The 22,429-nt window shown below is 63.4% G+C and carries 27 protein-coding genes; 10 read left to right on the forward strand and 17 right to left on the reverse strand.

The window, feature by feature from the left end; translation table 11 throughout:
* Positions 1 to 79: 79 nt before the first annotated feature.
* From GGR30_RS10470 to GGR30_RS10480, 3 genes are all read left to right on the forward strand, one after another.
* On the forward strand, positions 80 to 1,117 hold the full coding sequence (locus GGR30_RS10470) for a histone deacetylase family protein (protein WP_183485988.1): 1,038 nt from the start codon (positions 80 to 82) through the stop codon (positions 1,115 to 1,117).
* A gap of 134 nt (positions 1,118 to 1,251) precedes the next feature.
* Positions 1,252 to 1,857, forward strand: a complete 606-nt coding sequence (locus GGR30_RS10475; protein WP_246413740.1) for a BA14K family protein — start codon at positions 1,252 to 1,254, stop codon at positions 1,855 to 1,857.
* A 171-nt stretch (positions 1,858 to 2,028) separates the two neighbouring features.
* Positions 2,029 to 2,535, forward strand: a complete 507-nt coding sequence (locus GGR30_RS10480) for a BA14K family protein (protein WP_183485990.1) — start codon at positions 2,029 to 2,031, stop codon at positions 2,533 to 2,535.
* A gap of 93 nt (positions 2,536 to 2,628) precedes the next feature.
* On the opposite strand, the gene GGR30_RS10485 is transcribed toward GGR30_RS10480, so the two are convergent.
* The 7 genes from GGR30_RS10485 to GGR30_RS10515 form a co-directional block, all read right to left on the reverse strand.
* The gene (locus GGR30_RS10485) at positions 2,629 to 2,976 is read right to left on the reverse strand and encodes a helix-turn-helix domain-containing protein (protein WP_183485992.1); all 348 of its coding nucleotides are present in this window, start codon (positions 2,974 to 2,976) and stop codon (positions 2,629 to 2,631) included.
* Entirely contained in the window at positions 2,973 to 3,344 is a 372-nt protein-coding gene (locus GGR30_RS10490; RefSeq protein WP_183485995.1) for a type II toxin-antitoxin system RelE/ParE family toxin, read from the reverse strand. The genes GGR30_RS10485 and GGR30_RS10490 overlap by 4 nt, the downstream gene beginning before the upstream one ends.
* A gap of 46 nt (positions 3,345 to 3,390) precedes the next feature.
* Positions 3,391 to 4,644, reverse strand: a complete 1,254-nt coding sequence (locus GGR30_RS10495; RefSeq protein ID WP_183485997.1) for a class I SAM-dependent RNA methyltransferase — start codon at positions 4,642 to 4,644, stop codon at positions 3,391 to 3,393.
* Complete coding sequence (locus tag GGR30_RS10500) at positions 4,634 to 5,413, reverse strand: TlyA family RNA methyltransferase (protein ID WP_183485999.1); 780 nt, start codon at positions 5,411 to 5,413, stop codon at positions 4,634 to 4,636. Before GGR30_RS10500 ends, GGR30_RS10495 begins: the two co-directional genes overlap by 11 nt.
* Before the next feature lie 45 nt (positions 5,414 to 5,458).
* On the reverse strand, positions 5,459 to 7,378 hold the full coding sequence (dxs, locus tag GGR30_RS10505) for a 1-deoxy-D-xylulose-5-phosphate synthase (protein WP_183486001.1): 1,920 nt from the start codon (positions 7,376 to 7,378) through the stop codon (positions 5,459 to 5,461).
* Between the two features lie 63 nt (positions 7,379 to 7,441).
* On the reverse strand, positions 7,442 to 8,371 hold the full coding sequence (locus GGR30_RS10510; RefSeq protein ID WP_183486003.1) for a pirin family protein: 930 nt from the start codon (positions 8,369 to 8,371) through the stop codon (positions 7,442 to 7,444).
* A gap of 39 nt (positions 8,372 to 8,410) precedes the next feature.
* Positions 8,411 to 8,665, reverse strand: coding sequence for an exodeoxyribonuclease VII small subunit (locus GGR30_RS10515; RefSeq protein ID WP_183486005.1), 255 nt, complete (start codon positions 8,663 to 8,665; stop codon positions 8,411 to 8,413).
* Positions 8,666 to 8,932: 267 nt separating this feature from the next.
* On the opposite strand from GGR30_RS10515, the gene GGR30_RS10520 reads away from it, so the two are divergent.
* On the forward strand, positions 8,933 to 9,331 hold the full coding sequence (locus tag GGR30_RS10520) for an acyl-CoA thioesterase (protein WP_183486007.1): 399 nt from the start codon (positions 8,933 to 8,935) through the stop codon (positions 9,329 to 9,331).
* Positions 9,332 to 9,336: 5 nt separating this feature from the next.
* Here GGR30_RS10520 and GGR30_RS10525 read toward each other — a convergent pair whose 3' ends face one another.
* Genes GGR30_RS10525 through GGR30_RS10535 form a run of 3 tightly spaced genes read right to left on the reverse strand, consistent with a single transcriptional unit; the run spans position 9,337 to position 11,197 of the window.
* Positions 9,337 to 9,900, reverse strand: a complete 564-nt coding sequence (locus tag GGR30_RS10525) for a biotin transporter BioY (RefSeq protein ID WP_183486009.1) — start codon at positions 9,898 to 9,900, stop codon at positions 9,337 to 9,339.
* Positions 9,897 to 10,520, reverse strand: coding sequence for an energy-coupling factor transporter transmembrane component T family protein (locus GGR30_RS10530; RefSeq protein WP_183486011.1), 624 nt, complete (start codon positions 10,518 to 10,520; stop codon positions 9,897 to 9,899). Before GGR30_RS10530 ends, GGR30_RS10525 begins: the two co-directional genes overlap by 4 nt.
* Positions 10,520 to 11,197: an ATP-binding cassette domain-containing protein gene (locus GGR30_RS10535; protein WP_183486013.1), complete on the reverse strand. Its 678-nt coding sequence runs from the start codon at positions 11,195 to 11,197 to the stop codon at positions 10,520 to 10,522. The genes GGR30_RS10530 and GGR30_RS10535 overlap by 1 nt, the downstream gene beginning before the upstream one ends.
* Before the next feature lie 101 nt (positions 11,198 to 11,298).
* Here GGR30_RS10535 and GGR30_RS10540 point away from each other — a divergent pair, with 101 nt between their 5' ends.
* The gene (locus tag GGR30_RS10540) at positions 11,299 to 12,492 is read left to right on the forward strand and encodes a winged helix-turn-helix domain-containing protein (protein ID WP_183486015.1); all 1,194 of its coding nucleotides are present in this window, start codon (positions 11,299 to 11,301) and stop codon (positions 12,490 to 12,492) included.
* A gap of 3 nt (positions 12,493 to 12,495) precedes the next feature.
* Here GGR30_RS10540 and GGR30_RS23560 read toward each other — a convergent pair whose 3' ends face one another.
* The 4 genes from GGR30_RS23560 to fabI form a co-directional block, all read right to left on the reverse strand.
* Complete coding sequence (locus GGR30_RS23560; RefSeq protein ID WP_281378118.1) at positions 12,496 to 12,621, reverse strand: hypothetical protein; 126 nt, start codon at positions 12,619 to 12,621, stop codon at positions 12,496 to 12,498.
* A 60-nt stretch (positions 12,622 to 12,681) separates the two neighbouring features.
* Positions 12,682 to 13,779: a chorismate synthase gene (aroC, locus tag GGR30_RS10545; protein WP_183486017.1), complete on the reverse strand. Its 1,098-nt coding sequence runs from the start codon at positions 13,777 to 13,779 to the stop codon at positions 12,682 to 12,684.
* A gap of 61 nt (positions 13,780 to 13,840) precedes the next feature.
* Positions 13,841 to 14,434 carry a histidine phosphatase family protein gene (locus GGR30_RS10550; protein WP_183486019.1) on the reverse strand — a complete coding sequence of 198 codons (594 nt, stop codon included), beginning with the start codon at positions 14,432 to 14,434 and terminating at the stop codon, positions 13,841 to 13,843.
* Positions 14,435 to 14,618: 184 nt separating this feature from the next.
* Entirely contained in the window at positions 14,619 to 15,437 is an 819-nt protein-coding gene (gene fabI, locus GGR30_RS10555) for an enoyl-ACP reductase FabI (RefSeq protein ID WP_183486021.1), read from the reverse strand.
* A gap of 258 nt (positions 15,438 to 15,695) precedes the next feature.
* On the opposite strand from fabI, the gene pdxH reads away from it, so the two are divergent.
* From pdxH to GGR30_RS10575, 4 genes are all read left to right on the forward strand, one after another.
* Positions 15,696 to 16,316, forward strand: coding sequence for a pyridoxamine 5'-phosphate oxidase (gene pdxH, locus GGR30_RS10560; RefSeq protein ID WP_183486263.1), 621 nt, complete (start codon positions 15,696 to 15,698; stop codon positions 16,314 to 16,316).
* Positions 16,317 to 16,357: 41 nt separating this feature from the next.
* The gene (locus GGR30_RS10565; protein WP_183486023.1) at positions 16,358 to 16,831 is read left to right on the forward strand and encodes a heme-degrading domain-containing protein; all 474 of its coding nucleotides are present in this window, start codon (positions 16,358 to 16,360) and stop codon (positions 16,829 to 16,831) included.
* 211 nt (positions 16,832 to 17,042) lie between these two features.
* Positions 17,043 to 17,588, forward strand: coding sequence for a DUF2087 domain-containing protein (locus GGR30_RS10570; RefSeq protein WP_183486025.1), 546 nt, complete (start codon positions 17,043 to 17,045; stop codon positions 17,586 to 17,588).
* A 32-nt stretch (positions 17,589 to 17,620) separates the two neighbouring features.
* Positions 17,621 to 18,541, forward strand: a complete 921-nt coding sequence (locus GGR30_RS10575) for an alpha/beta fold hydrolase (RefSeq protein WP_183486027.1) — start codon at positions 17,621 to 17,623, stop codon at positions 18,539 to 18,541.
* On the opposite strand, the gene GGR30_RS10580 is transcribed toward GGR30_RS10575, so the two are convergent.
* From GGR30_RS10580 to GGR30_RS10590, 3 genes are read right to left on the reverse strand one after another with little or no spacing between them, the layout of a single operon-like run.
* Positions 18,533 to 19,060, reverse strand: coding sequence for a GNAT family N-acetyltransferase (locus GGR30_RS10580; protein WP_343066491.1), 528 nt, complete (start codon positions 19,058 to 19,060; stop codon positions 18,533 to 18,535). The two genes, GGR30_RS10575 and GGR30_RS10580, sit on opposite strands and share 9 nt — an antisense overlap.
* A gap of 27 nt (positions 19,061 to 19,087) precedes the next feature.
* Positions 19,088 to 20,506, reverse strand: a complete 1,419-nt coding sequence (gene tldD / locus GGR30_RS10585) for a metalloprotease TldD (protein ID WP_183486267.1) — start codon at positions 20,504 to 20,506, stop codon at positions 19,088 to 19,090.
* A 57-nt stretch (positions 20,507 to 20,563) separates the two neighbouring features.
* Positions 20,564 to 21,172: an invasion associated locus B family protein gene (locus GGR30_RS10590; RefSeq protein ID WP_246413742.1), complete on the reverse strand. Its 609-nt coding sequence runs from the start codon at positions 21,170 to 21,172 to the stop codon at positions 20,564 to 20,566.
* 361 nt (positions 21,173 to 21,533) lie between these two features.
* On the opposite strand from GGR30_RS10590, the gene coxB reads away from it, so the two are divergent.
* Positions 21,534 to 22,427, forward strand: a complete 894-nt coding sequence (gene coxB, locus GGR30_RS10595; protein ID WP_183486029.1) for a cytochrome c oxidase subunit II — start codon at positions 21,534 to 21,536, stop codon at positions 22,425 to 22,427.
* Positions 22,428 to 22,429: the final 2 nt, after the last annotated feature.

A 22,429-nucleotide genomic window follows, 5' to 3' on the forward strand; every position in this document is an offset into this window, starting at 1 on the left:
CTTGGCGTCTGCTGTGGATTTTGCGCCGGAATGGGGCTACCGACAGAGGGGAAATCTTTCTCGTCAAGGGGCCCTGAAAATGCGTGTCATCTATTCCGAGGATCACAAGCTGCGTGATGCCAAGACCGAGCTGCATGGCGGCGAGCTGGTGAAGCCGTTCGAGGGTCCCTTCCGGGTCGAGTGGATCCGGGCCGCGCTGAAAGAAAAGGGTTTTGACGACGAGGTCGCGCCCACGCGCTACGACCTCACCGTGCCGCTGAAACTGCATGACGCGGGCTATCTGCAGTTTCTCGAGACCGTGTGGGAGCGCTGGCTCTCTGCCGGCTTCACCACCGAGGCGATCCCGATCTCGTTGCCCGTTCGCCGTTCCTATCACGCCCGACCGCCGCACAATATCGACGGCCTTCTGGGCTACTACGCCAATTCGGTGGAAACCTCGATCACCGAGGGCACATACGAGGCGGCGATCGCGGCGAAGGACTGCGCCATGACCGGGGCGGATTATCTCGGCGAGGGGCATCGCTTTGCCTTCGCGCTCTGCCGTCCGCCGGGACATCATGCGGGCATCGACCTCTTCGGCGGCTATTGCTTCCTCAACAACGCCGCCATTGCCGCCCAGCGGATCCTCGACAATGGCGCGAGGAAGGTCGCGATCCTCGATGTCGATTTCCACCACGGCAACGGCACGCAGGACGTCACCTATGAGCGCGATGATATCTTCTTTGCCTCGCTGCATGGCGAGCCGGACGATGCCTTCCCCTATTTCTGGGGTCACAAGGAAGAGACCGGCAAGGGCAGGGGCGAGGGCTACAACGCGAATTATCCGTTGCTGCGCAATACCGCCTGGCCGGCTTACAGCGAGGCGCTGGACGCGGCGCTGAAACGGATTGCGGCCTTCGGCGCCGAGGCCCTGGTCCTGTCGCTCGGCGTCGACACGTTCGAGAAGGATCCGATCTCCTTCTTTCGTCTGAAAACGCCTGATTTCCGCACCATGGGCGCCAGGGTCGCCGGGCTCGGCATTCCGGTCCTCACCGTCATGGAAGGCGGCTACGGCGTGCACGAGATCGGCGACAATGTCGCCAATGTCCTGATCGGACTGGAAGAGGACGGAGGCTGAACCCTCCGGCCGGACACTCCCTCCGTTAATGCTGCATTCAGGTTGAAAGGCGTAACGCCACGACCGAAGATTGCGGTACGACCCTTATCCGGTCCGCCGCCGTCGCTTCAGGTGTTTGCTTCAGGAGGAAGCCGATGTTGAAGGCAGTAAGGAAGGCATTCGTCGCGGTCGTGGCGGCGGGCATGCTGGCGGCAGCCGCGATCACGCCAGCAGCGGCGCATCCCGCGGGCGGTTTCCATGGCGGCGGCTTTCATGGAGGCGGTTTCGGTCATTATCACGGCGTGCCCATGGGGCCCGGTCCGGCGCTTCACGGCGGACTTCACGGGCCGGTCGCTCCGCACTGGCACGGAAATCCGGGTGGCCCCGGCTGGAATGGCGGCGGCCGCTACGGGCCGCATTGGCATGGCAATCCGCCGCCGCCCTACAGGCCGGTCGGTCCCTATCCGGGTCCCTATTTTGGCCCCGTCTATGGCGGTCCCTACGGCCCTTATGGCCCCGGCTGGTATGGCGGTCCCTACTGGAACAACTGGGGGCCGGCGATCACCTTCGGCGCCGGCGCGCTGATCGGCGGCGGCGTTGCGGCAGCCGCATCGTCCGGCGATGCGGCGCCCGTTCAGGCCGGCATCAATCCGAAGCACTATCAATGGTGCGAGGACCACTACAAGTCCTACCGCGCCTCGGACAACACCTACCAGCCCTATCACGGGCCGCGCAAAGAGTGCACCTCGCCCTATTACTGAGACGGCGCGAGAACACGATTTGTGAACGCGCGCGGCGTCTTTTGACCGGCGGCGCGCGCCCTTTCTCCTTTCTGAAACGTTAATCTCGGGTTCAGGCAGGCTTGATTAGTCTCTGCTTGTAACCAAGGATTTCGGCGACCGACCCTTCGGCGCGGCAAACAGGAGAATGAGATGATCAGATTGGCAAGGAAAACGGCGGCTGCCGCCATTGCCTCCGCATTCATGGCGGTGAGCGTTCTGCCTGCGGAGGCGATGCCGGTGATGAAGCCGGCCCCGACGGCGGATAACGCCGTGCAGACGGTGCAGTATCGCGGCGGCGATCGCTATAACGACAATCGCGGCGGCTGGGGCCGCAATCGCGGCTACAACAACAGGCGCTATTACAACAATGGCGGCTGGGGCTATAATGGCGGACGGGGCTATCGCCCGCCGCCGCCCGGATATTACTACGACGACAATGACGACGCGTGGGTGCCGCTCGCCATTCTCGGCGCGGGCGCGCTGATCATCGGCGGTGCGGTCGCGGCCAACCAGAGCCGCCAGCCGCAGCAGACCTATGGGCTGAACCCGAAGCATTACGACTGGTGCGAGTCGCGCTACCGCTCCTATCGCCCGTCGGACAATACCTTCCAGCCCTATAACGGCCCGCGCAAGCAGTGCCTGTCGCCGTATTATTGATTTGGCTGCAATGATAAGAAAAAGGCCGCGCAAATCAGGAGCGTGGCCTTTTTTATTGTCGAAACCCGGATGCCCAACGAGTGACAGTCAACATCAAGCAGCAACCGACACGCGTTTTCTCGGCGTCGCGATGGACAAGCGCCCCTGATCGACTTTCGGATTTTTCTTCTTGATCACGATATCGATATCGCGGCCGAGCTTGAGGAGCATCCGCAGAATCCTGTCTGACGTTATTCCCTCGAGCTTGCCGTTCATGATTTTGGATACATGGGACTGAGGAATTCCCAGTATCTCCCCGGCATCGCGCTGCGTCAGGTGACGGTGCTTGATGATGGATGCCACCTGAATCGCGAGCGCAGCCTTCAGGCTCAGTTCCTCGGCGTCTGCGAGACCAAGATCGGCGAAGATGTTGCCCGAGCTTTCCGTTATGTCTTCCGTCATGTCGCTGGTCTCTTCTTGTAGTCGTCCTCGGCAAGCTTGATCCGAGACTTGATCATTTCGATGTCTTTGGGCGGCGTTTTCTTGCCAGTCTTCGATTTCTTCTGGAAGGCGTGAAGCACGTACACGACCTCCTTCAAACGAAGAAGGTAGACGCAACGATAGGTATCGCCATCATGGTCATCGACGATCTCCCAAACGCCGGATCCGACGCCCTTGAAGGGTTTGGCGCTGCCTGCCTTCTGCCCTGCTTGCGCGAACATGAGAGCCGTGCCGATATCCTTCTTCACCCGTTCCGGAAAACCCTGAAGATCCTTCTGGGCGCTTCCGACCCAGCGGCATGGCTTAAGCGCGTCCTTTTTTATACTCATTTAGGTATACCCCGTCAACCTTCAAGCAGGTTTCACGAAGAGTATGCTATTTCCGGCTGAGACAGGCCACCGCCTCGACATGGGCGCTCCAGAAGAACTGGTCGACCGGGACGACACTGTCGATGCTGTAGCCGCCGTCCCTCAGGATCGAGAGGTCGCGACCAAGGGTCTGCGGATTGCAGGATACGGCAACGATGCGGGCGACCTTCGAGCGCGCCAATTCCTCTGCCTGTTCCTTCGCGCCGGCGCGGGGAGGGTCGAACACGACGCCGTCAAAGGGCGCGAGCTCGCGCGGCAGAAGCGGGCGACGGAAGAGGTCGCGCCGTTCCGTCGTCACCTGTTTCAGGCCCTGCCTGTTGCGCACTGCATGATCGAGCGCAGTCAGCGCCGGACCGTCGAATTCGACGGCGTGGACGCGGGATTTCGCCGCGAGCCTGAGCGCAAAGGTTCCGAAGCCCGAAAAGAGGTCGGCCACCCGCTTGCTGCCCTTCAGATGCCTGACGACCAGATCCGTCATCGCCTCTTCCGCGCCAAGCGTCGCCTGGGCAAAGCTTGCCGGCGGCGGAAACACGCGCGTGCCCGAAAGGTTCAATTCCGGTTTCACCGGCTCGACGATGATTTCGTCGCCGATGGCAAGCCGGGCGATGCCCTTGACGGTCATGACCGCGCGGGTGGCGGCCTGCCGGCGTTTCTCCGACGGCGCCTTGATGCCGGCAAAACTGATGTCGAGTCCTGTCTCGGTCTCCATGGCGGCGATGCGGAAGGGGTCGCTGGTGGAGACCAGAATGCCGGCCAGAAGTTTGAGGGCCGGAAGCCTGGCAAAAAGCGCCGGCGAAAGCACGGGACATTCCTCGATGGCGACGATGTGATGGCTTTCCGGGCTGGAGAAGCCAAGCAGGATGCCGTTTTCCGTGCGGCGCCCGGCAAAGCTCGCGCGCCGCCGCTCTCCGGGGCCGGACGTCACCAGCGGCGCGACGGGACAGTCGATGCCATGGGCGGAAAGCGCGTCGATCACCACCTGCCGCTTGAAGGCGTCATAGGCGGAGCGTTCCAGATGCTGCAGCGAGCAGCCGCCGCAGGTGCCGTTTTCCCCGTCCGGCCCGAAATGGCGACAGGCCGGCGCGATCCGCTCCGGCGAGGCTTCAAGCAGCGACAGCATGACCGCTTTCGACTTCTCGCGCGCAACCGTCACTTTCTCGCCGGGCAGCGTGAAGGGGATGAAGACCGGGCCTTGCGCATGGGCGGCGATCCCGTCGCCCTGGCTTCCGAGCCGTTCGATCTCGAAGGTTTCAGCGGCCATGGCGGTCCAGCCTTTCGGTTGCGCCGGGCTTTTGTCCGGCAAGCAGATATTCGTGGTTTCCGTCGCCGCCCTCGATCGGGGAGGGCGTGATGCCGAAGCTTTGCCAGCCCTGATCGCGAGAAAGCCAGTCTTCCAGGTCTTCGGCGATCTTCGGTCCGAGTGCTGGATCCTTCAACAGGCCCTTCTTGCCGATATTCTCCTTGCCGGCCTCAAACTGCGGCTTGACCAGAAACACGCAGAACGCGCCGGGTTCGGCAAGGGCAAGCGCCGGCGGCAAAGCCAGCTTCAGCGAGATGAACGAAACATCCGAGACGACGAAGCCGATGGGCCTGTTGCCAATGTCTTCGCGCCCAAGTCGCCGCGCATTCAGGCCTTCGAGATTGGTCACGCGCGGGTCTGCGGCAAGCCGCCCAGCCATCTGGTCGTGACCGACATCGACAGCCGTCACATGGGCCGCGCCGCGTTCCAGCAGCACCTGGGTAAAGCCGCCGGTCGATGCGCCGATGTCGAGCGCGTCGGCCCCCTCGGGCGAAATATTGAAATGGTCGAGCGCGGCGATCAGCTTCAGCGCCGCGCGGGAGACATAGGCGCCCGCCGGATCATCGACCGCGATGGCGCTTCCCGCAGGCACGGTCTCGCCCGGCTTCCTCGCGATCCGGCCATTCACCGTGACGGCGCCGCGCAGAACGGCGTCGCGGGCCCGCGAGCGGGTTTCGAAATGGTTGAGGCTGACCAGAAGCTGGTCGAGGCGCTGGGCGGTGTCGGTCATACCCGCTCCATGAACGCATTTGCCGGCAAGCGCAAGACTTGCCGTTTACCCCGTGGTGCCGGTCGAGATGCCGGAGCGGCCGAGCGCGCGGAAAACCGTATCGACGATCCCGTCGCGATCGAGGCCCGCCTTCTCATACATCACTTCGGGCTTTGCCTGTTCCATCCAGATGTCGGGCAGCACCATCTGGCGCACGCGCAGGCCGTTGTCCATGAGGCCTTCATTGGCGAGGAACTGGATGACATGGGCGCCGAAGCCGCCGGCTGCCCCTTCCTCGATCGTCACCAGCACCTCGTGATGGGCGGCAAGCTGGCGGATGAGGTCATGGTCGAGCGGCTTGGCAAAGCGGGCGTCGGCCACGGTCGTAGAGAGCCCCGCCGCGTTCAGCACGGTTGCCGCCTCGCGACATTCGCCAAGGCGCGTGCCGAAGGAAAGCAGCGCTACCTTCGACCCCTCGGAAACGATCCGGCCCTTGCCGATTTGCAGGATTTCGCCGCGTTCGGGCAGCTCGATCCCCGTGCCCTCGCCGCGCGGATAGCGGAACGAGATCGGGCCCTCACTGTAGTCGGCGGCGGTGCGAACCATATGCATCAGTTCCGCCTCGTCGGCGGCCGCCATCACCACGAAGCCCGGCAGGGTGGCGAGATAGGTGGTGTCGAACGAGCCTGCATGGGTCGGCCCGTCGGCGCCGACAAAGCCCGCGCGGTCGATCGGGAAACGCACCGGCAATCCCTGGATCGCGACGTCGTGAACCACCTGGTCATAGCCGCGCTGCAGGAAAGTGGAATAAAGCGTGCAGAAGGGCTTCATCCCCTCGCTCGCAAGCCCGGCGGCGAAGGTGACGGCGTGCTGCTCGGCGATGCCGACATCGAAGAGCCGGCTCGGATAGAGTTCCTGGAACTTGTCGAGCCCGGTGCCGGATGGCATGGCGGCGGTGATCGCCACCACACTTTCGTCCTGCCTTGCTTCCTCGATCAGAGCCTTGGAGAAAACGGATGTATAGCTCGGCGCATTCGGCTTGGATTTCGCCTGCGTGCCGGTCACCACGTCGAAACGGCTGACGGCGTGGCACTTGTCGGCGGCGGCCTCCGCCGGGGCATAGCCCTTGCCCTTCTGCGTCACCACATGGATCAGCACCGGCCCGCGCGCATTGTCGCGCGCGTTGCGCAGCACCGGCAGCAGGTGCTCGAAGGAATGGCCGTCGATCGGGCCGATATGATAGAAGCCGAGCTCCTCGAACATGGTGCCGCCCGTGACGAAGCCGCGCGCATGGCCAACGGCGCGCGAGATCGCCCGGTCGATCGACTTGCCGAGATAGGAGGTCAGCCGCTTGCCGAAATCGCGAACCTCGAGATAGGTCTTGCCGGAGGCAAGCCGCGCCAGATAGGCGCTCATCGCCCCCGTCGGCGGGGCGATCGACATATCGTTGTCGTTGAGGATGACGATCTGGCGGGCGCCGAGCGCGCCGGCATTGTTCAGCGCCTCGAAGGCCATGCCGGCAGACATCGCGCCATCGCCGATGACGGAGATGACGTTGCGCGGCGTGTCCTGAAGCCTGGAGGCGACGGCCATGCCGAGGCCTGCGGAAATCGAGGTCGAGGAATGGCCGGCGCCGAAGGGGTCGTATTCGCTCTCGGCCCTGCGGGTGAAGCCGGAAAGACCGTTCTCCTGGCGCAGCGTACGCATCCGGTCGCGCCGTCCGGTCAAAATCTTGTGCGGATAGCACTGGTGGCCGACATCGAAGATCAGCCGGTCATGCGGCGTGTTGAAAACCTTGTGGATAGCGATCGTCAGTTCGACGACGCCGAGACCTGCGCCCAGATGCCCGCCGGTGCGCGACACCGCGTCGATCATCTCCGCGCGCACCTCGCCGGCAAGCTGCGGCAGGTCGCGGTCTTCCACGTCGCGAAGGTCTGCGGGCAGGTTGATCCGGTCGAGAATGGAGGTTTTGGCCGGTAGCGTCACGTCGTAAGCCTCGTGCGCGAAACGATCGCGCTTTTTCTGTTTCTAAATCGGTTCTAGCGAATTTCAGCGTCCGGGCAAAGGAACAAATTCCGCTTCGTCACCGGGGACAAGCCCGAAACGGCCCTGCCGCCAATCTTCCTTGGCCTGCTCGATGCGCTCCTTCGAGGAAGAAACGAAATTCCACCAGATATGCCGCGGTTTTTCCAGAGCCGCTCCTCCGAAAAGCATGAGACGGCATCCGTGTTCCCCCGAACCTGAAATCGTGATCGTCTCGAGGGGTGCCAGAACCAGCAATTGCTCCGGGCCAAACCGGTCGCCGGCAATCTCCACTTCGCCTTCCAGCACATAGATTGCGCGCTCCTCGTGCTCGGCGGGAAAGGAGAACCGCGCCCCGGGCCTGAGCGCAAGATCAACGAACAGCGTGTCGGTAAAGGTCCGGACATCCGCCTTCAGCCCGCAGAAATCGCCGAGCACCACGCGCCCGCTGACGCCGGCCTCCGAGATGGTTGGCAGCGCGTTCTTTTCCGTATGGCCGAAGGTCGGGTCGGTCTCTTCGTCGCTCTCCGGCAGGGCGAGCCAGGTCTGGACGCCGGACAGCGCATGCGGGCGCTGCCTGAGATCCTCCGGCGTGCGCTCCGAATGAACGATGCCGCGCCCGGCCGTCATCAGGTTGACGTCGCCGGGGCGGATGACGGTGTGGTTGCCCAGCGTATCGCGGTGGCCGATCTCGCCCGTCGTCAGATAGGTCACGGTCGAAAGCCCGATATGGGGATGCGGCTTGACGTCGAGTGCCTCGCCATTGCCGCCGAAGCGCGCCGGGCCCATGCGGTCAAAGAAGATGAACGGACCGACGAGCCTGCGTTTGATCGTCGGCAGTGCGCGGCGCACCTCGAAGCCGCCGATATCGCTGGTGCGCGGGATGATCAGCTGCGAGACGGCATTGCACGACTGCGCGTCGCCGAATTCGGGGTCTTGTCCGGGGAAAAACGACATTGCGGCACCTTTCTCAGCGCCGGGCGCTGTCAATCGGCCTCAGGCCTCGTCAAGCGGTTCGGTTCCGGAGGGCTTTCCCTCGCGGTCGAGCCTGATTTTCTCCACGCGCGCTTCCGCTGCGTTCAGCAGCTTTTCGCAGTGCTTCTTCAGTTCCTCGCCGCGCGCGTAGATGGCGATCGACTCATCCAGCGCCACGTCGCCGCGTTCAAGCCGCGCGACGATCCGCTCGAGCTCGTCTACGGCGCGCTCGAAGGTGAGTTCGCCAACGGCGGTCGGCTTTGCCGGATCGGTCATAGTCCTGCCTCTTGAATTTTCGATCATCGCCCGCACTTAACGCGGCGGGACCGTTCAGGCAAGGTAATGCACGGCGGCGCGATTGCAAGCCGGTGCGGGGTTCTGGCGTGACTGGCGCTAACCATTCCCTGACCGCATCGTTTCATTTGATGTGGAAAGGTTCTATAGAACGAATGAGCCATGCCGCATTGCGGGGGCTCTTGAAGACCGAGGTTTTGCGTAACGGGCCGTAAGTCCATGTGGGGCAGGCGGCCGGGAAGGTGTCCGATGGACGACAGGCATCCGGAGCGAATTGAACTGCGCGTTCCCTACCGGGATATCGATATGCACGGGCGCATGCACACGGCCGCCTATATCGAGCATGCCGAAGAGGCGCTTGCGCATTTCTGGCGCTTTCGGCCCGAGGTCGAGAACGAGCCGGCCTATGTGGTGCGCAAGGTCGGCTGCACCTATTACCGGGGCCTGCGCAATGGCGAACTCGCGCAACTGACGGTCAGGGCCGCGAAGATCGGCGGCAAGTCGATCGGCTTCAATGTCGCCGTTCAGACCGGAAACGAGATCGCCGCCGAGATCGAGCTCTTGTGGAGCGCCGTCAATCGCGACAGCGGCGATCCCGCGCCGCTTCCGGAGGCGACACGGGACTGGCTTTATTCCTTCCTCGACTGAGCGCTTCAGGCAGATCGCCGCGGCAGCAGCGGATAGCCCACCATCACCGCGCGGGCGGCAAGGGCGGCAAGGACGGCCTTGACCAGGTCGCCAGGCACGAAGGCCGCCGATCCCGCCACGGCCTTCGATATGCCGAGACCGACGCCGAAGGCGAGCCAGGCGACGCCGAAGAAATAGACGACCACGATCCCGCCCATGGCCGCGGCAATGAAAAAGCCGAAGGTCTGGCGCAGCGCGCTCTTGGTATCGGCGTGCATTTCAGCAAGGCCGCCGGCGATGTAGGCGCCCGGCAGCCAGCCGACGAGGAAGCCGGCCGTCGGGGCGACGAAAGCGCCAAGCCCGCCGCGCCCGCCGGAAAGCACCGGCAGGCCGATGGCGACCAGCACGAACATGAGAAGCACGGCGGCCGCGCCGCGCCTGCGCCCGAGGATGAGGCCGGCGAGCATGACGCCGAGCGTCTGCGCCGTGATCGGCACGGGGACGAAGGCGAGCGGGATCGGCGGAAGAATGCCGAGCGCCACGATGATGGCCGTGAAAAGCGAAACCAGAACCAGGTCGCGTGAGGTCATTTCGTCTTCCTTTTTTCCTGCCCGCCGCGAATGCCGCGGGCGTCAATCGCATCGGCGATACTGTCGGCGTCCCGCAAGGTCAAGATGATCAGCGGGACGATCGCGCCGGATGGCCTGAAGCGGACGCCCCGCGCCCGGTGCGCGTCGCGAATGGCGTGATAGCGTTGAAGGATATCCGGCACGAAGCGGATGACAAGTCCGATCGCAAGGCCGATATCGGCCGCCTTGACGAGGCCGGCGCGCTCAAGCGGCATGGCGAAGCGCGTGACGGTATCGATGAAGTCCGGAACAGGCGTCGCGGCCGTGATTGCGGCGGCCAGGAACATCAGCGCCGAAAGCCGGAGGACGGAGACGGCCGCTACCTGCCAGGGACTGAAGATCAGGTTGAAGCCGCCCACCAGAAGGATCGCCGCCCCGATCGGCAAGAGCCGGGCGAGCGCCTGGCGGGGCCGCATCGGAAGCGTGAAGTATAGCCCGGCGGCGAAGGACAGCAATGCGCCGAGGAAAACGAGGCTGCCCGACAGAAACACGGCGATGGAAAAGGCGACGAGACCGCCGAGCTTGAGGCCCGGGGCCAGGCGGTGCAGGAACGTGTTGCCCTCGACATAAAGCGACTGCATCAGTGGTTCATCGCCTCGTATTCCGCAATGACTGACGCGGCGGGGCCGTCGCCGACCAGCCGACCCTCATGAAAGAGCAGCACGCGCTCGAAACTCGAAAGCGTTGCGAGATCGTGCGAGATCGCGATCACGTCCTCATTGAGCGCGTCGATCGTCTCGGCTACCCGACGGCGGTTCTTCAGGTCGAGCTGGTTGGTTGGCTCGTCGAGGATCACCAGCGAAGGGCGAGTGGCGAGAACAGCGGCAAGGGCTGCTAGCTGCAGCTCTCCGCCGGAAAGCTCGTGGGCGCGGCGCTGCGCAAGATGGGCAATGCCGAGGCGTGCAAGCGCCTCTTCGGCGCGCGTGGAAAGGTCGGACTTCGCCACGCCGCGCGCCTTGAGACCCAGTTCGATATCGTCCTTCAGGATCGGCAGGATGATCTGGTTTTGCGGCGACTGGAACACATAGCCCGCATCGGCGGTGACGGCAGTCTGGTCGTCCACCGTGTCGCGGCCGTTGACGCGCACTTTCCCTGTGGTCGGCTTCGTCAGCCCGTTGATGAGCCGCGCGAAGGTGGTCTTGCCGGAGCCGTTCAGCCCGATAATGCCGATCCGTCGCCCGGTGAGCGTCAATGTCAGCGGGTGAAGCGCCGCGCGGCCCTCATAGGTCACCCCGGCTTCAAGAAATTCGATCCTCACATGCGCCCCCGGTTCTCATGCCGCCCTCTTATAGGCATCAATGCGCGGTTTCGAAAGCCTTGGATGTTCTTATTTTGTCCGAATCGTTCTAACGTCTGGCCATGGTCAAAGCGATTTCGAACATGGATGCCCGGCGCATCTTTCTCGCCCGGCAGGGGCTTTCCGGTCCTCCGGGGCAGGCGATGGACAAGGCCGGGCTTCTGGCGCTGATCGAGAAGATCGGCTTCGTCCAGGTCGATTCGATCCGCACCGTCGAGCGCGCCCATGCCCTCATTCTTTTTTCCCGCAACCAGACCTTCCGCCGGCAGCATCTGGCCGCGCTCCTGGAGAAGGATCGCGACCTGTTCGAGCACTGGACCCATGATGCCTCGCTCATCCCCACGCGGTTCTATCCCTACTGGAAGCACCGCTTCGCCCGCGAGCAGAAGCGGCTCGTCGAGCGCTGGCGCAAATGGCAGGGCGAGGGCTTCGAGGCGGTTTTCGAGGAGACCTATGCGGCCGTCAGGGACAACGGCCCGCTGTTCTCCCGCGACCTGAAGGAAGACGATCACGTCTCCGGCGGCTGGTGGAACTGGCATCCGGCCAAGACCGCTCTGGAATATCACTGGCGCACGGGGCGCGTCGCCATCTGCCACCGCGTCAACTTCCAGAAGGCCTACGACCTGTCCGAGCGGGTGATCCCGGATGATCACCGTCTCGCCGAAGTCGATCATGATGCGTTTGTCGACTGGGCCTGCCGGGCGGCGCTCGAGCGGCTGGGTTTTGCGACCTCGGGAGAGATCGCCGCCTTCTTCGATATCATCACGCCGCTGGAGGCTAAGACCTGGGTGGAGGCAAACCGCGACCAACTGTCGGAGGTTGCGCTGGAAACCGTGGAGACCGGCAAGCCGCGCCTCGCCTTCGCGCTGGCCGAAGAGGTCGATACCCTTGCCGATGTTCCCGACGCGCCGGGACGCGTGCGGGTGTTGAGCCCCTTTGATCCGCTGTTGCGCGATCGGGCGCGGGCCGAGCGCCTGTTCGGCTTTTCCTACAGGATCGAGGTCTTCGTGCCCGAGCCGAAACGGCAATATGGCTATTACGTCTTTCCGCTCCTGGAAGGCGCGCGCCTGATCGGCCGGATCGACATGAAGGCCGATCGCAAACGCGGCACGCTCGATGTCAGAAAGCTCTGGCTTGAGCCGGGCGTGCGACCGGCTGCGGGGCGGCTGGAGAAGCTTGATGCCGAACTTCAACGGCTCGCCCGTTTCACCGGCGTCGAACGCGTTGACTATCTGCCGGGCTGGCGGGACCGGTAGCCGTCAGGCACTTGGGCCTTTTTCCTTCCACACGGCCACCGCCCAGAATGCGGCGCAGCCGATGAACAAGACGCCGAGACCTGCGAAAAAGATGCCAAGCTGGGCAAGAGACGCAGCGGAACCGGACATTTCAGCCTCCCTGGGTTTCACGCTTTCCCACATTGGCTGATTGTAGGTCCGGGCGTCGCCTCAGTCCAGACGGCCCGTCTGTCCGCGGTCGCGCAGATAGTGGTCGGCGATGGTGCAGGCGAGCATGGCCTCGCCGATCGGCACGGCGCGAATGCCGACGCAGGGATCGTGGCGGCCCTTGGTGCGCAGCTCCACTTCCTGCCCGTCCTGGTCGATCGACTGGCGTGGCGTCAGGATCGAGGAGGTTGGCTTGATCGCAAAGCGGGCGACGATCGGCTCGCCGGTGGAAATGCCGCCGAGAATGCCGCCGGCATGGTTCGACAGGAAGCGCGGCCGCCCGTCATTGCCGATCCGCATCTCGTCGGCATTTTCCTCGCCGGTGAGTTCGGCCGCATTGAAGCCTTCGCCGATTTCGACGCCCTTGACCGCGTTGATCGACATCAGGCCGGAGGCGATGTCCTGGTCGAGCTTGGCATAGATCGGCGCGCCGAGGCCAGCGGGGACGTTTTCGGCGATCACCTCGACCACCGCGCCGACGGAGGAGCCGGACTTGCGGATATCATCCAGATAGCGTTCCCAGATCGGCACCATTTCGGCGTCCGGGCAGAAGAACGGATTGTTGTCGATCTCGGACCAGTCCCAGTTGTCGCGGTTGATCCTGTGCTTGCCGATCTGCACGAGCGCGCCGCGATAGGTGACATCCGGCAGCACCTTGCGCGCGATTGCGCCGGCGGCGACACGGGCTGCCGTCTCGCGCGCCGAGGAGCGGCCGCCGCCGCGATAGTCGCGCAAGCCGTATTTGACATCATAGGTGTAGTCGGCATGGCCGGGGCGGTACTGCCGGGCGATCTCGCCGTAATCCTTGGAGCGCTGGTCGGTGTTCTCGATCATCAGCGAAATCGGCGTGCCGGTGGTCACATAGGTGCGGCCGTCTTCCTGCGGCAGGACGCCGGACAGCACCTTCACCGCATCGGCCTCGCGCCGCTGGGTGACGAAGCGCGACTGGCCGGGCTTGCGCCGGTCGAGATAGGCCTGGATTTCCGCAAGCTCGAAGGCGATGCCGGGCGGGCAGCCGTCGATGACGCAGCCGAGCGCCGGGCCATGGCTTTCGCCCCAGGTGGTGACGCGGAAAAGATGTCCGAATGTGTTATGCGACATGGTTTACCTCTGCCGTCGTTGCGCGGCTTCGCTCTATCGCAATTGCCGGGTGAGGGGAAGCCTACTCGATCCAGCCGATCGTTCCGGCGGCCGGATCGATGCGCAGGACGGCATCCTGAGGGATCGGAAGCTCGGCGGCCTCTGCCGTCGAAACGCCGCCGACAATGCGGAAGAAGCTGCGGATCACGCCGCCATGGCAGACGCAGACGGTGGGGCCGACGACATCCTTCAGCCAGGCGCCGACGCGCCAGGACAGGATTTCGTAGCTTTCTGCATCCGCGCCGGGCGGCACGAAGGCCCATTTGTCTTTCTCGCGTTCGTGCAGAAGGGCCGGGCTGAAGCCTTCCACCTCTTTCAGCGTGCGGCCTTCCCAGTCGCCGAAGGAAAGCTCCTTCAGCCGGTCGTCGGTGCGGTAGAGTTCCGGCGTCAGGCCCATGGCTGCGCGCGCCCGCTCCATCGTCTCGCGGGTTCGCGAAAGCGGGCTCGAAACGAAATCGTAAAGCCGGGCCTCGTCGCCCAATATTTCCCCCAGCCGCTCGCCGTTGCCGCGGGCCTGTCCTCGGCCGGTCTCGTTCAGCGGAATGTCCTTCTGCCCCTGCAGTCGGTATTCGGCATTCCAGTCGGTTTGTCCGTGACGAATGGCATAGATCAGCACTATTTCTTACCGTTCAATTTTCATTAAAGGATGATGCTAAAATTCAAAAGGTTAGGAGGGTTTTGCACATGTTTTGGAAAATCTTCGCCCGCGAAACCGCGGTTGCGGCTGTCGAAATCTATCGCCGTCGCGAAGAAAGCGCAAAGCAAAACGGCGCGGGCAAGGTCCGCGCCGTCGTTTAGACTCAGTCCTTTACGACCGAAATGTCGGGTGCGTCGACCGCCTTCATGCCGACCACGTGATAGCCGCTGTCGGCATGGAGAACCTCGCCGGTGACCGAGGTCGAAAGGTCGGAGAGCAGGAACAGCGCCGTGTTGCCGACCTCGTCGATCGTGACGTTGCGCTTCAGCGGCGAATTGTATTCGTTCCACTTCAGAATGTAGCGGAAATCGCCGATGGCGGAGCCGGCCAGCGTCTTGATCGGGCCGGCGGAAATGGCGTTGACGCGGATGCCGCGACCGCCGAGATCGACCGCCATATAGCGCACGCTCGCCTCGAGCGCGGCCTTGGCGACGCCCATGACATTGTAATGCGGCATGACCTTTTCGGCGCCGTAATAGGTCAGCGTGATCATCGAGCCGCCTTCATTCATGATCTGTTCCGCCCGCCGCGCGATCGCGGTGAAGGAATAGACCGAAATATCCATGGATTTGGCGAAATTCTCGCGCGATGTATCGATATAGCGGCCGGTCAGTTCGTCCTTGTCGGAGAAGGCGATGGCATGGACGACGAAGTCGATCTTGCCCCATTCCTGCTCGAGTGTCTTGAAGACGTCCTCGACGCTTGCGGGGTCCGTCACGTCGCAATGGCCGGCCATCAGCGCGTTCAGCTCCTTGGCCAGCGGCTCGACGCGCTTCTTGAGGTTGTCGCCCTGCCAGGTGAGCGCGATCTCCGCGCCGGCTTCATGACACGCTTTGGCAATGCCCCATGCGATCGATCGGTTGTTGGCAACACCGAGTATAATGCCGCGTTTGCCTTTCATGAGGCCGTTAGCTTCAGCCATGTGTCGATGCTCCTTGCAACTCTCTTCGTTTCTGCCTATGGCATAGGCAGCAATACGGTTCAAGCAATCAGAACCGTGCTGAACCCGCTTTAGCTTCCGAAAAGGTTATTGCCAAGCCCTTGCAAAAATGCCCCGACCGGCCCTCGGCCGGGTGCCTGGAATCTCTTTTTGGGTGGTGGAATGGCAATGAAAATGGTTCGGTCTCGGGCGGGATCCGAATTGAAACGCGCCGTCGGGCGCGATGCGGGAGACTATGCCATGTCCCAGTCGGACGAGACCTCCAACGATTTCACTGCCGAGAACGATCCTTTCGCGCTCTTCGCGGATTGGCTGAAGGACGCCGAGGCGAGCGAGCCGAATGACCCGAATGCAGCGGCGATCGCCACCGTCGACGAGGACGGCCTGCCGAATGTCCGCATGCTCCTGATGAAGGAGTTCGACGTCAACGGCTTCGTGTTCTACACCAATTTCGAGAGCCAGAAGGGCCGGGAACTGCTCGGCCAGCCGAAGGCCGCCATGTGCTTCCACTGGAAGTCGCTCCGCCGCCAGGTGCGCATTCGCGGTCCTGTCGAGGTCGTTTCGGACGCCGAGGCGGATGCCTATTTCCAGTCGCGTCCGCGCGGCAGCCGGATCGGCGCCTGGGCCTCGAAGCAGTCGCGCCCGCTGGAAAGCCGTTTCGCGCTGGAAAAGGCGGTTGCCCAGCACACCGCGAAATATGGCGTCGGCGAGGTGCCGCGCCCGTCCTACTGGTCCGGGTTCCGGCTGAAGCCGATCGCGATCGAGTTCTGGCGCGACGGCAAGTTCCGCCTTCACGACCGTATCGAGTTTCGCCGGGCCAGCCCCGAGGGCGGCTGGCAGAAGGTCAGGATGTATCCCTGACAACCCCGACAAGGCCCAAGTTTCCGGCAAGGGAGGAAAGAATGAACGATATCGCCGAAACCGAGAAGCAGGTCGCCGAGCAGGAAGAGCGTCTTGTGTTTTCCACCTTCAGCGAGGATGACGCCTGGGACCTTGGCCAGCGGCTGGTCGGCCGGGCGCTGGCGCATGAGGCGAAGGTGGTGATCAATATCCGCACGCCGAACCGCACGCTTTTTCATGCCGCCCTGCCGGGTTCCGCGCCCGACAACGACATGTGGGCGCGGCGCAAGTCCAATGTGGTCTTCCACTTCCACCGCTCATCCTATGCGATCGAACTGGAGCACAGACGCAAGGGCCGCACGATCGGCCCGGAACTCGGCCTCGATATCAAGGATTTTGCCGATCATGGCGGCAGCTTCCCGGTGCGGATCAAGGGGGCGGGCGTCTTTGCCGCAATCACCGTCTCCGGTCTTGCCAGCGCCGACGACCACGGGCTGATCGTCGCCGTGCTCGAGGCCTACCTCAACCAACAGTGAGGCATTTTGCCACTCTCGGTCGAAGCCCTGTTTTCTTCGGCCGGGGATTGTGCTATCAGCCACGCCACGGTCAGCAGTTCACCGAGGCGTCGCTGTCCCTTCGGGGATGCTAAACCTGCTTTTTCCGGACGACACCTGACAAGATCACCGTGCCGCCTCGCAAGCCAGCGACCAGCGATGAGAGAACGAGCGGCATGTTCGGGATCCAGTCATGTCGAAAGATAAAATTCCCTTTGTGACGGACGACCTGTCCGCCTTTACCCGCGCGCTGTCGAACCAGCTCGGAGGAAGCGAAGCCACGCCATCACACCTTGCCTTGATGAACATGCTCGCCCGCTCGGGCGGCTTCCGCAATTTCCAGCACCTGCGCGCCGCCCAAGCGGCTGAAGCGCGTCTTGCCCGGCCGGAAATGCCGGTGACCGCGGATTTCCGTCTGGTCGAGCGCACGCTCAACCAGTTCGATCATCGCGGCAAGCTGAAGCAGTGGCCCTCCCGCCGGACGGTCCAGGGCCTGAGCCTGTGGGCCTTCTGGGCGCTGATGCCGGCCGGATCGGATATTTCCGAGCCGTCGCTGAATGCGCTGCTGAACGCCTATCACCTGTTCGGCGATGCCGCGCAACTGCGCCGCAGCATGGTGGAGCACGCCCTGGTGACGCGCAAGACGGATTGCTCGTCCTACCGACGCGTGGAGCAGAGGCCGACGGCGGAAGCCGAAATCCTCATCGCCCGCCTGAAAGCGCGCCGGATCGCCGCCTGACGGTCCAAGCTCCAGATCGAGAGAAACACACAATGACTTCTGTTCGTTTCAACGCGGACACGTCGGCTTGCGGCGTGCGCGTCAAATTCATCCATATGGATATGGCTACCATCGAAGTCGCCTTTTCCGGGCCTGTCGAGGGCGCGCCCGTGCTTGCCCTTCATGGCGGCATGGGCGGCTGGGACCAATCGCTGATCCTGGCACAGGCCCTATTCGGCGAGGGGAGCGTCAGGCGCCTGCTGGCCGTCTCTCGTCCGGGCTATCTCGGCACGGCGCTTGAGGCCGGGCGCGGACCTGCCGCCGAGGCGGATCTTTATGCGGCGCTTCTCGATCATCTTGGTATTGAGCGGGCGGCGGTGATTGCCGTTTCGGCCGGCGGGCCGGCGGCGCTGGCCTTCGCGCATCGATATCCGGAGCGGGTTGCCGCGCTCGTTCTCGTTTCCTGCTGCACCGGCACGCTTGTGCCGCCGCGCGCGGTTTCCCTCATGCTACCGCTGATGCGGCTTGCCGCGCGATCAGCCCTGGTAAACCGCATGCTGAAACGCAGGCTCGGCGATCCTGTCGAGGCTGCCCGCCGTTCGATCCGCGATCCGGATGTTCTGGCCCGCACGCTCGCCGACCCCGACGCCTCGCGGCTGATGGCTCTGCTCAACAGAAGCGTCAGCGACCGGATGGCGGAAAGGCTCCCGGGTACGATCGCCGATACCCGATGTTTCGCAGCGCAGGCGGAGATTGCCGTGAAAAGCCTGAAGGCGCCGACGCTGGTCATCCACGGAACGGCGGACAGGGTCGTGCCGTTCGAGCACGGAAGTCGGGTCGCCGAGCAAGCGCCTTCCGGCGAACTGATGGCGGTGGAGGGCGGCGAGCACGTGGCCCTCTTTACCGCGCTTGATCACGTGCGAAGCCGGGTGGCGGTATTTCTGGCGGCTAACGAGAAGCCCGCCTCAGGCTGATGGCCGCGGCGTTGCCCTCTGTCCGGTCGGGCAGGGTTTCTGCATCAGGATCAGCGGATGCGGCAGGCCGTTGTCGTCTGTCTCGCGGCGGCGTACGCCGCAGAAGCCGTGACGACGGTAGAAGGCGACGGCGCGATGGTTGGCGGCATAGACCTCGAGCGCCAGTTTGCGCTTCAGGTCAAAGGCATGGCCAAGCAGCCTGCCGCCGATGCCCGAACCCTGGGCCTCAGGCGCCACGAAGAGCCCGCCGATGAACGTGTCCATAAGGCCGATGAAGCCGACCGGACCGTTTTCGCCGACGGCGACCCAGGTCTCCGTTTGCGGCAGGTATTTCTCCGCGATCTCCCGGCGCTGGCGCAAAAGAAGGTCGTCCGGCAGAAAGCCATGTGAAAGACGGGAGGCCTGATACCAGATTTCGGTGAGCGATGCGTTGTCATCCGCCGCATAGGGGCGGATGACAAGCTTCGTTTCGCGGGCAGGTCCGCTCGTGGTCTGGGCTACGCAATACATGGCACCCATCAAAGCCCATCAGCGGTAAAAAAAACGCTAAGCCTGCGTGCCGCCGACGGTCACTTGGTCCAGCCTGAGATGCGGCTGACCGACGCCGACCGGCACCCATTGGCCGGCCTTGCCGCAATTGCCGATGCCGTTGTCGAGCGCAAGGTCATTGCCGACCATGGAAACGCGCTTCATCGCGTCCGGCCCGTTGCCGATCAGCATCGCGCCCTTGATCGGCGCGCCGATCTTTCCGTTCTCGATCATATAGGCTTCGGTGCAGGAGAAGACGAACTGGCCGGAGGTGATATCCACCTGTCCACCGCCAAAGGTGACGGCGTAGATGCCCTTCTTGACCGATCCAATGATCTCGTCCTTGGTCTTGTCGCCGGCGAGCATGTAGGTGTTGGTCATGCGCGGCATCGGCAGGTCCGAATAGGACTGGCGGCGGCCGTTGCCGGTGGGCGCAACGCCCATCAGCCGCGCGTTCATGCGGTCCTGCATGTAGCCTGTCAGTCGGCCGTTCTCGATCAGGACGTTATAACCCGAGGGCGTTCCCTCGTCGTCGATCGAGATCGAGCCGCGCCTGCTGGCGATCGTGCCGTCATCGACGATGGTGACGCCGGGCGCTGCGACCATTTCGCCGACGAGACCGGAAAAGGCGGAAAGGCCCTTGCGGTTGAAGTCGCCTTCCAGCCCGTGGCCGACGGCCTCGTGGATCATCACGCCCGGCCAGCCATTGCCGAGCACCACATCCATGGTGCCGGCTGGCGCTTCGATGGCTTCCAGATTGACGAAGGCCTTGCGCAACGCCTCTTCCGCACCCGACTGCCAGTCCTGGCGCGCGAACAGATCGGTGAAGCCTTCCCGTCCGCCGATGCCGAAGGAGCCGGTTTCCTGCCGGTCGCCGTCGCCGACGACAACGGAAATGTTCAGCCGTGTCATCGGCCGGACATCGCCGACGCGGTAGCCGTCGGCCCTGAGGATATCGACGATCTGGTGGCTTGCGGCAAGCGAGGCCGAGACCTGGCGCACGCGCGGATCGCGCGCGCGCAGATAGGCATCGATCTCGCCGAGAAGCTTGACCTTCTCCTCGAAGCTCGGCGCGCCGATCGGGTTCTCGTCCGAATAAAGCTTCGTATTAGTGCCCCGCGGCGGTTCGGCATAGGTGCCGGCATAGCCGGAGGTGACGGCCTTGGCGGTCGCGGCGGCGCGTTTCAGCGCGCCGAGCGACAATTCGCCCGCATGGGCAAAGCCGCTCGCCTCGCCGGCCACCGCCCTGAGGCCGAAACCGTGCCCGGTATTGAAGGAGCCGCTCTTCAGCCGACCGTCATCGAAGGTCAGTGATTCGTTCTGGCTGTATTCGACATAGAGCTCGCCGTCGTCCGCGCCGTGAAGAGTATCCGAAACGATGTCGCGGATCGTGCTCTCGTCTGCGTCGAAATGGCTGATCAGGTCGCGATCCGTCATGTGGCTGTCGTCCTTTTTCTTGTCCACGCCTCCATATAGGACGTGGCGGGCGCAATATCAGGGCAGGGCGTCAAAGCCTTCGCCGAAGCCGGAAAGATCGACCGGAATGCCGATCGTGTCCTGATCGATGGAGAAATTCAGCGTGAACACGGCCTCGGTGCCGGCGCGCAGGATCTTCATCAGATCCTCGTCGATATCGACCTCCACATAGCAGCCATCAAGGTAGCAACGGGAATAGGCAGCCTTGCCGATATTGATGCCGTCGACGAAGAGGCCCATGCCCTCCGGCAGGAATACGCCGAGCGGAGAGAGAACCCTGAGCAGTGTCGCCTGCCGGTCGGCCGTCTTCAGCACGGCGATTGAAAGACCGATTTCCGGGCGGTCATCGGCGATTACGTTCTGCATCAGGGCGCATTGCTCGAGTGTTGCGCCCGGCGGCTGATCACAGATCATCGACCAGGCGCCGTGATTCTCCCGCACCATGGTCGGATCCTGCTCGTCTCCGAGATCGATGCTCTGTTCGGTCGGCGGCGCGACGTTCTCCGCGCCGGTGCTCTCCTGGGCGCTGGCCTGAAACGGCGCAAAGGCGATCAGCGCGGTTGAGAGCGCAAGCCCGGCTGCGGCGCCGATTGCGCGCGACGGGCGTTTTGCGGGAAGTGTGGGCATGGAGCGGGTTCCTGCATGAGAGGATAAGGCGTTGTCTTCTGAAAGGGTTTTGCAGGTTTCAAAAGAAATTTTCAACGGCGCGGGACACTGGCGCGAGGCAAACACGAAACGAAATTTCCGTTTTTTATTTCGTGCGCATGAGACAATTTGACGCTTCAAATCGGCAAATGCTATGGCATAATTGTGACTGAGGGAGAAAAAGGGGCACACGCACCGCGCCGCCGCGCGCAGCAGGGGCGTGCGCCAGCGAAAACAAATGTTATCATGGCCTAAGATGTGCTTCGGGCCTTCACGCCATATAGCGTTCTAGGAAAGGGTCCGGTTTGACCACGGTCAAACGATGGAGGGAGAATTCAACGTGATGAACAAGACCAGAGCATGCATGGCAGCTCTTCTCTGTCTTGCGGGCACGGGCAGCGCCTTTGCGGCGCAGCCTCAGCCGTGGGAAATGGGCATGCAGCCGGCGGCATCGCCGATCATGCATCAGATTCGCTGGTTCGAGCAGTATACGCTCTGGTTTATCGTGCCGATCGTGCTTTTCGTTCTGGCACTGCTGATCACCGTGATCGTGCGCTTCAGGGCGTCAAAGAACCCGGAAGCCTCGCGCACCAGCCACAACACCGCAATCGAGGTGGTCTGGACCGTTGCGCCCGTGCTTATCCTCCTGTTCCTGGCCGTGCCGTCGTTCAATCTTCTGACGGCGCAGCTGACCATGCCGGAAGACCCGAAGCTGACGGTCAAGGCCACCGCGACTCAGTGGCTGTGGAGCTATGACTATCCGGAAATCGAGGATGGCGAGATCTCCTACTCCTCCTACATGCTGACGGAAGACCAGCGCGCCGAATACGGCAAGGAAGACAAGGCCGTCTATCCGCGCCTTCTCGCCGTCGACAACGAGATGGTGGTGCCGGTCGGCGAGGTGGTGCGCCTTCTGGTGACGGCGGCGCCGACGGACGTCATCCATTCCTTCGCCATGCCGGCCTTCGGCATCAAGATCGATGCCGTGCCGGGCCGTCTCAACGAGACCTGGTTCAAGGCCGATGAAGAGGGCATCTACTACGGCCAGTGTTCCGAACTGTGCGGCAAGGACCACGCCTTCATGCCGATCGCGATCCGCGCGGTCTCGGCCGAGCAGTTCGCGACCTGGCAGGCCTCCGCCGCGACCGATGTGGAAGCCGCCAACAAGGCGCTGATGGCCAGCATCGACACCGAAAAGCAGGGCGACGACGCCGTTCTGCTGGCAGACAAAGACTAAGG

The organism is Martelella radicis (assembly GCF_014196625.1).
GTDB classification, from domain to species: Bacteria; Pseudomonadota; Alphaproteobacteria; order Rhizobiales; family Rhizobiaceae; genus Martelella; species Martelella radicis.

Excerpts from the sequence above, each read along its gene's own strand:
- GGR30_RS10470 (WP_183485988.1), top strand. The coding sequence starts at position 80 with ATGCGTGTCATCTATTCCGAGGATCACAAGCTGCGTGATGCCAAGACC.
- GGR30_RS10475 (WP_246413740.1), top strand. The coding sequence starts at position 1,252 with ATGTTGAAGGCAGTAAGGAAGGCATTCGTCGCGGTCGTGGCGGCGGGC.
- GGR30_RS10480 (WP_183485990.1), top strand. The coding sequence starts at position 2,029 with ATGATCAGATTGGCAAGGAAAACGGCGGCTGCCGCCATTGCCTCCGCA.
- GGR30_RS10485 (WP_183485992.1), bottom strand. The coding sequence starts at position 2,976 with ATGACGGAAGACATAACGGAAAGCTCGGGCAACATCTTCGCCGATCTT.
- GGR30_RS10490 (WP_183485995.1), bottom strand. The coding sequence starts at position 3,344 with ATGAGTATAAAAAAGGACGCGCTTAAGCCATGCCGCTGGGTCGGAAGC.
- GGR30_RS10495 (WP_183485997.1), bottom strand. The coding sequence starts at position 4,644 with ATGGCCGCTGAAACCTTCGAGATCGAACGGCTCGGAAGCCAGGGCGAC.
- GGR30_RS10500 (WP_183485999.1), bottom strand. The coding sequence starts at position 5,413 with ATGACCGACACCGCCCAGCGCCTCGACCAGCTTCTGGTCAGCCTCAAC.
- GGR30_RS10510 (WP_183486003.1), bottom strand. The coding sequence starts at position 8,371 with ATGTCGTTTTTCCCCGGACAAGACCCCGAATTCGGCGACGCGCAGTCG.
- GGR30_RS10515 (WP_183486005.1), bottom strand. The coding sequence starts at position 8,665 with ATGACCGATCCGGCAAAGCCGACCGCCGTTGGCGAACTCACCTTCGAG.
- GGR30_RS10520 (WP_183486007.1), top strand. The coding sequence starts at position 8,933 with ATGGACGACAGGCATCCGGAGCGAATTGAACTGCGCGTTCCCTACCGG.
- GGR30_RS10525 (WP_183486009.1), bottom strand. The coding sequence starts at position 9,900 with ATGACCTCACGCGACCTGGTTCTGGTTTCGCTTTTCACGGCCATCATC.
- GGR30_RS10530 (WP_183486011.1), bottom strand. The coding sequence starts at position 10,520 with ATGCAGTCGCTTTATGTCGAGGGCAACACGTTCCTGCACCGCCTGGCC.
- GGR30_RS10540 (WP_183486015.1), top strand. The coding sequence starts at position 11,299 with ATGGTCAAAGCGATTTCGAACATGGATGCCCGGCGCATCTTTCTCGCC.
- GGR30_RS23560 (WP_281378118.1), bottom strand. The coding sequence starts at position 12,621 with ATGTCCGGTTCCGCTGCGTCTCTTGCCCAGCTTGGCATCTTTTTCGCA.
- aroC (WP_183486017.1), bottom strand. The coding sequence starts at position 13,779 with ATGTCGCATAACACATTCGGACATCTTTTCCGCGTCACCACCTGGGGC.
- fabI (WP_183486021.1), bottom strand. The coding sequence starts at position 15,437 with ATGGCTGAAGCTAACGGCCTCATGAAAGGCAAACGCGGCATTATACTC.
- pdxH (WP_183486263.1), top strand. The coding sequence starts at position 15,696 with ATGTCCCAGTCGGACGAGACCTCCAACGATTTCACTGCCGAGAACGAT.
- GGR30_RS10565 (WP_183486023.1), top strand. The coding sequence starts at position 16,358 with ATGAACGATATCGCCGAAACCGAGAAGCAGGTCGCCGAGCAGGAAGAG.
- GGR30_RS10570 (WP_183486025.1), top strand. The coding sequence starts at position 17,043 with ATGTCGAAAGATAAAATTCCCTTTGTGACGGACGACCTGTCCGCCTTT.
- GGR30_RS10575 (WP_183486027.1), top strand. The coding sequence starts at position 17,621 with ATGACTTCTGTTCGTTTCAACGCGGACACGTCGGCTTGCGGCGTGCGC.
- GGR30_RS10580 (WP_343066491.1), bottom strand. The coding sequence starts at position 19,060 with ATGGGTGCCATGTATTGCGTAGCCCAGACCACGAGCGGACCTGCCCGC.
- tldD (WP_183486267.1), bottom strand. The coding sequence starts at position 20,506 with ATGACGGATCGCGACCTGATCAGCCATTTCGACGCAGACGAGAGCACG.
- GGR30_RS10590 (WP_246413742.1), bottom strand. The coding sequence starts at position 21,172 with ATGCCCACACTTCCCGCAAAACGCCCGTCGCGCGCAATCGGCGCCGCA.
- coxB (WP_183486029.1), top strand. The coding sequence starts at position 21,534 with ATGAACAAGACCAGAGCATGCATGGCAGCTCTTCTCTGTCTTGCGGGC.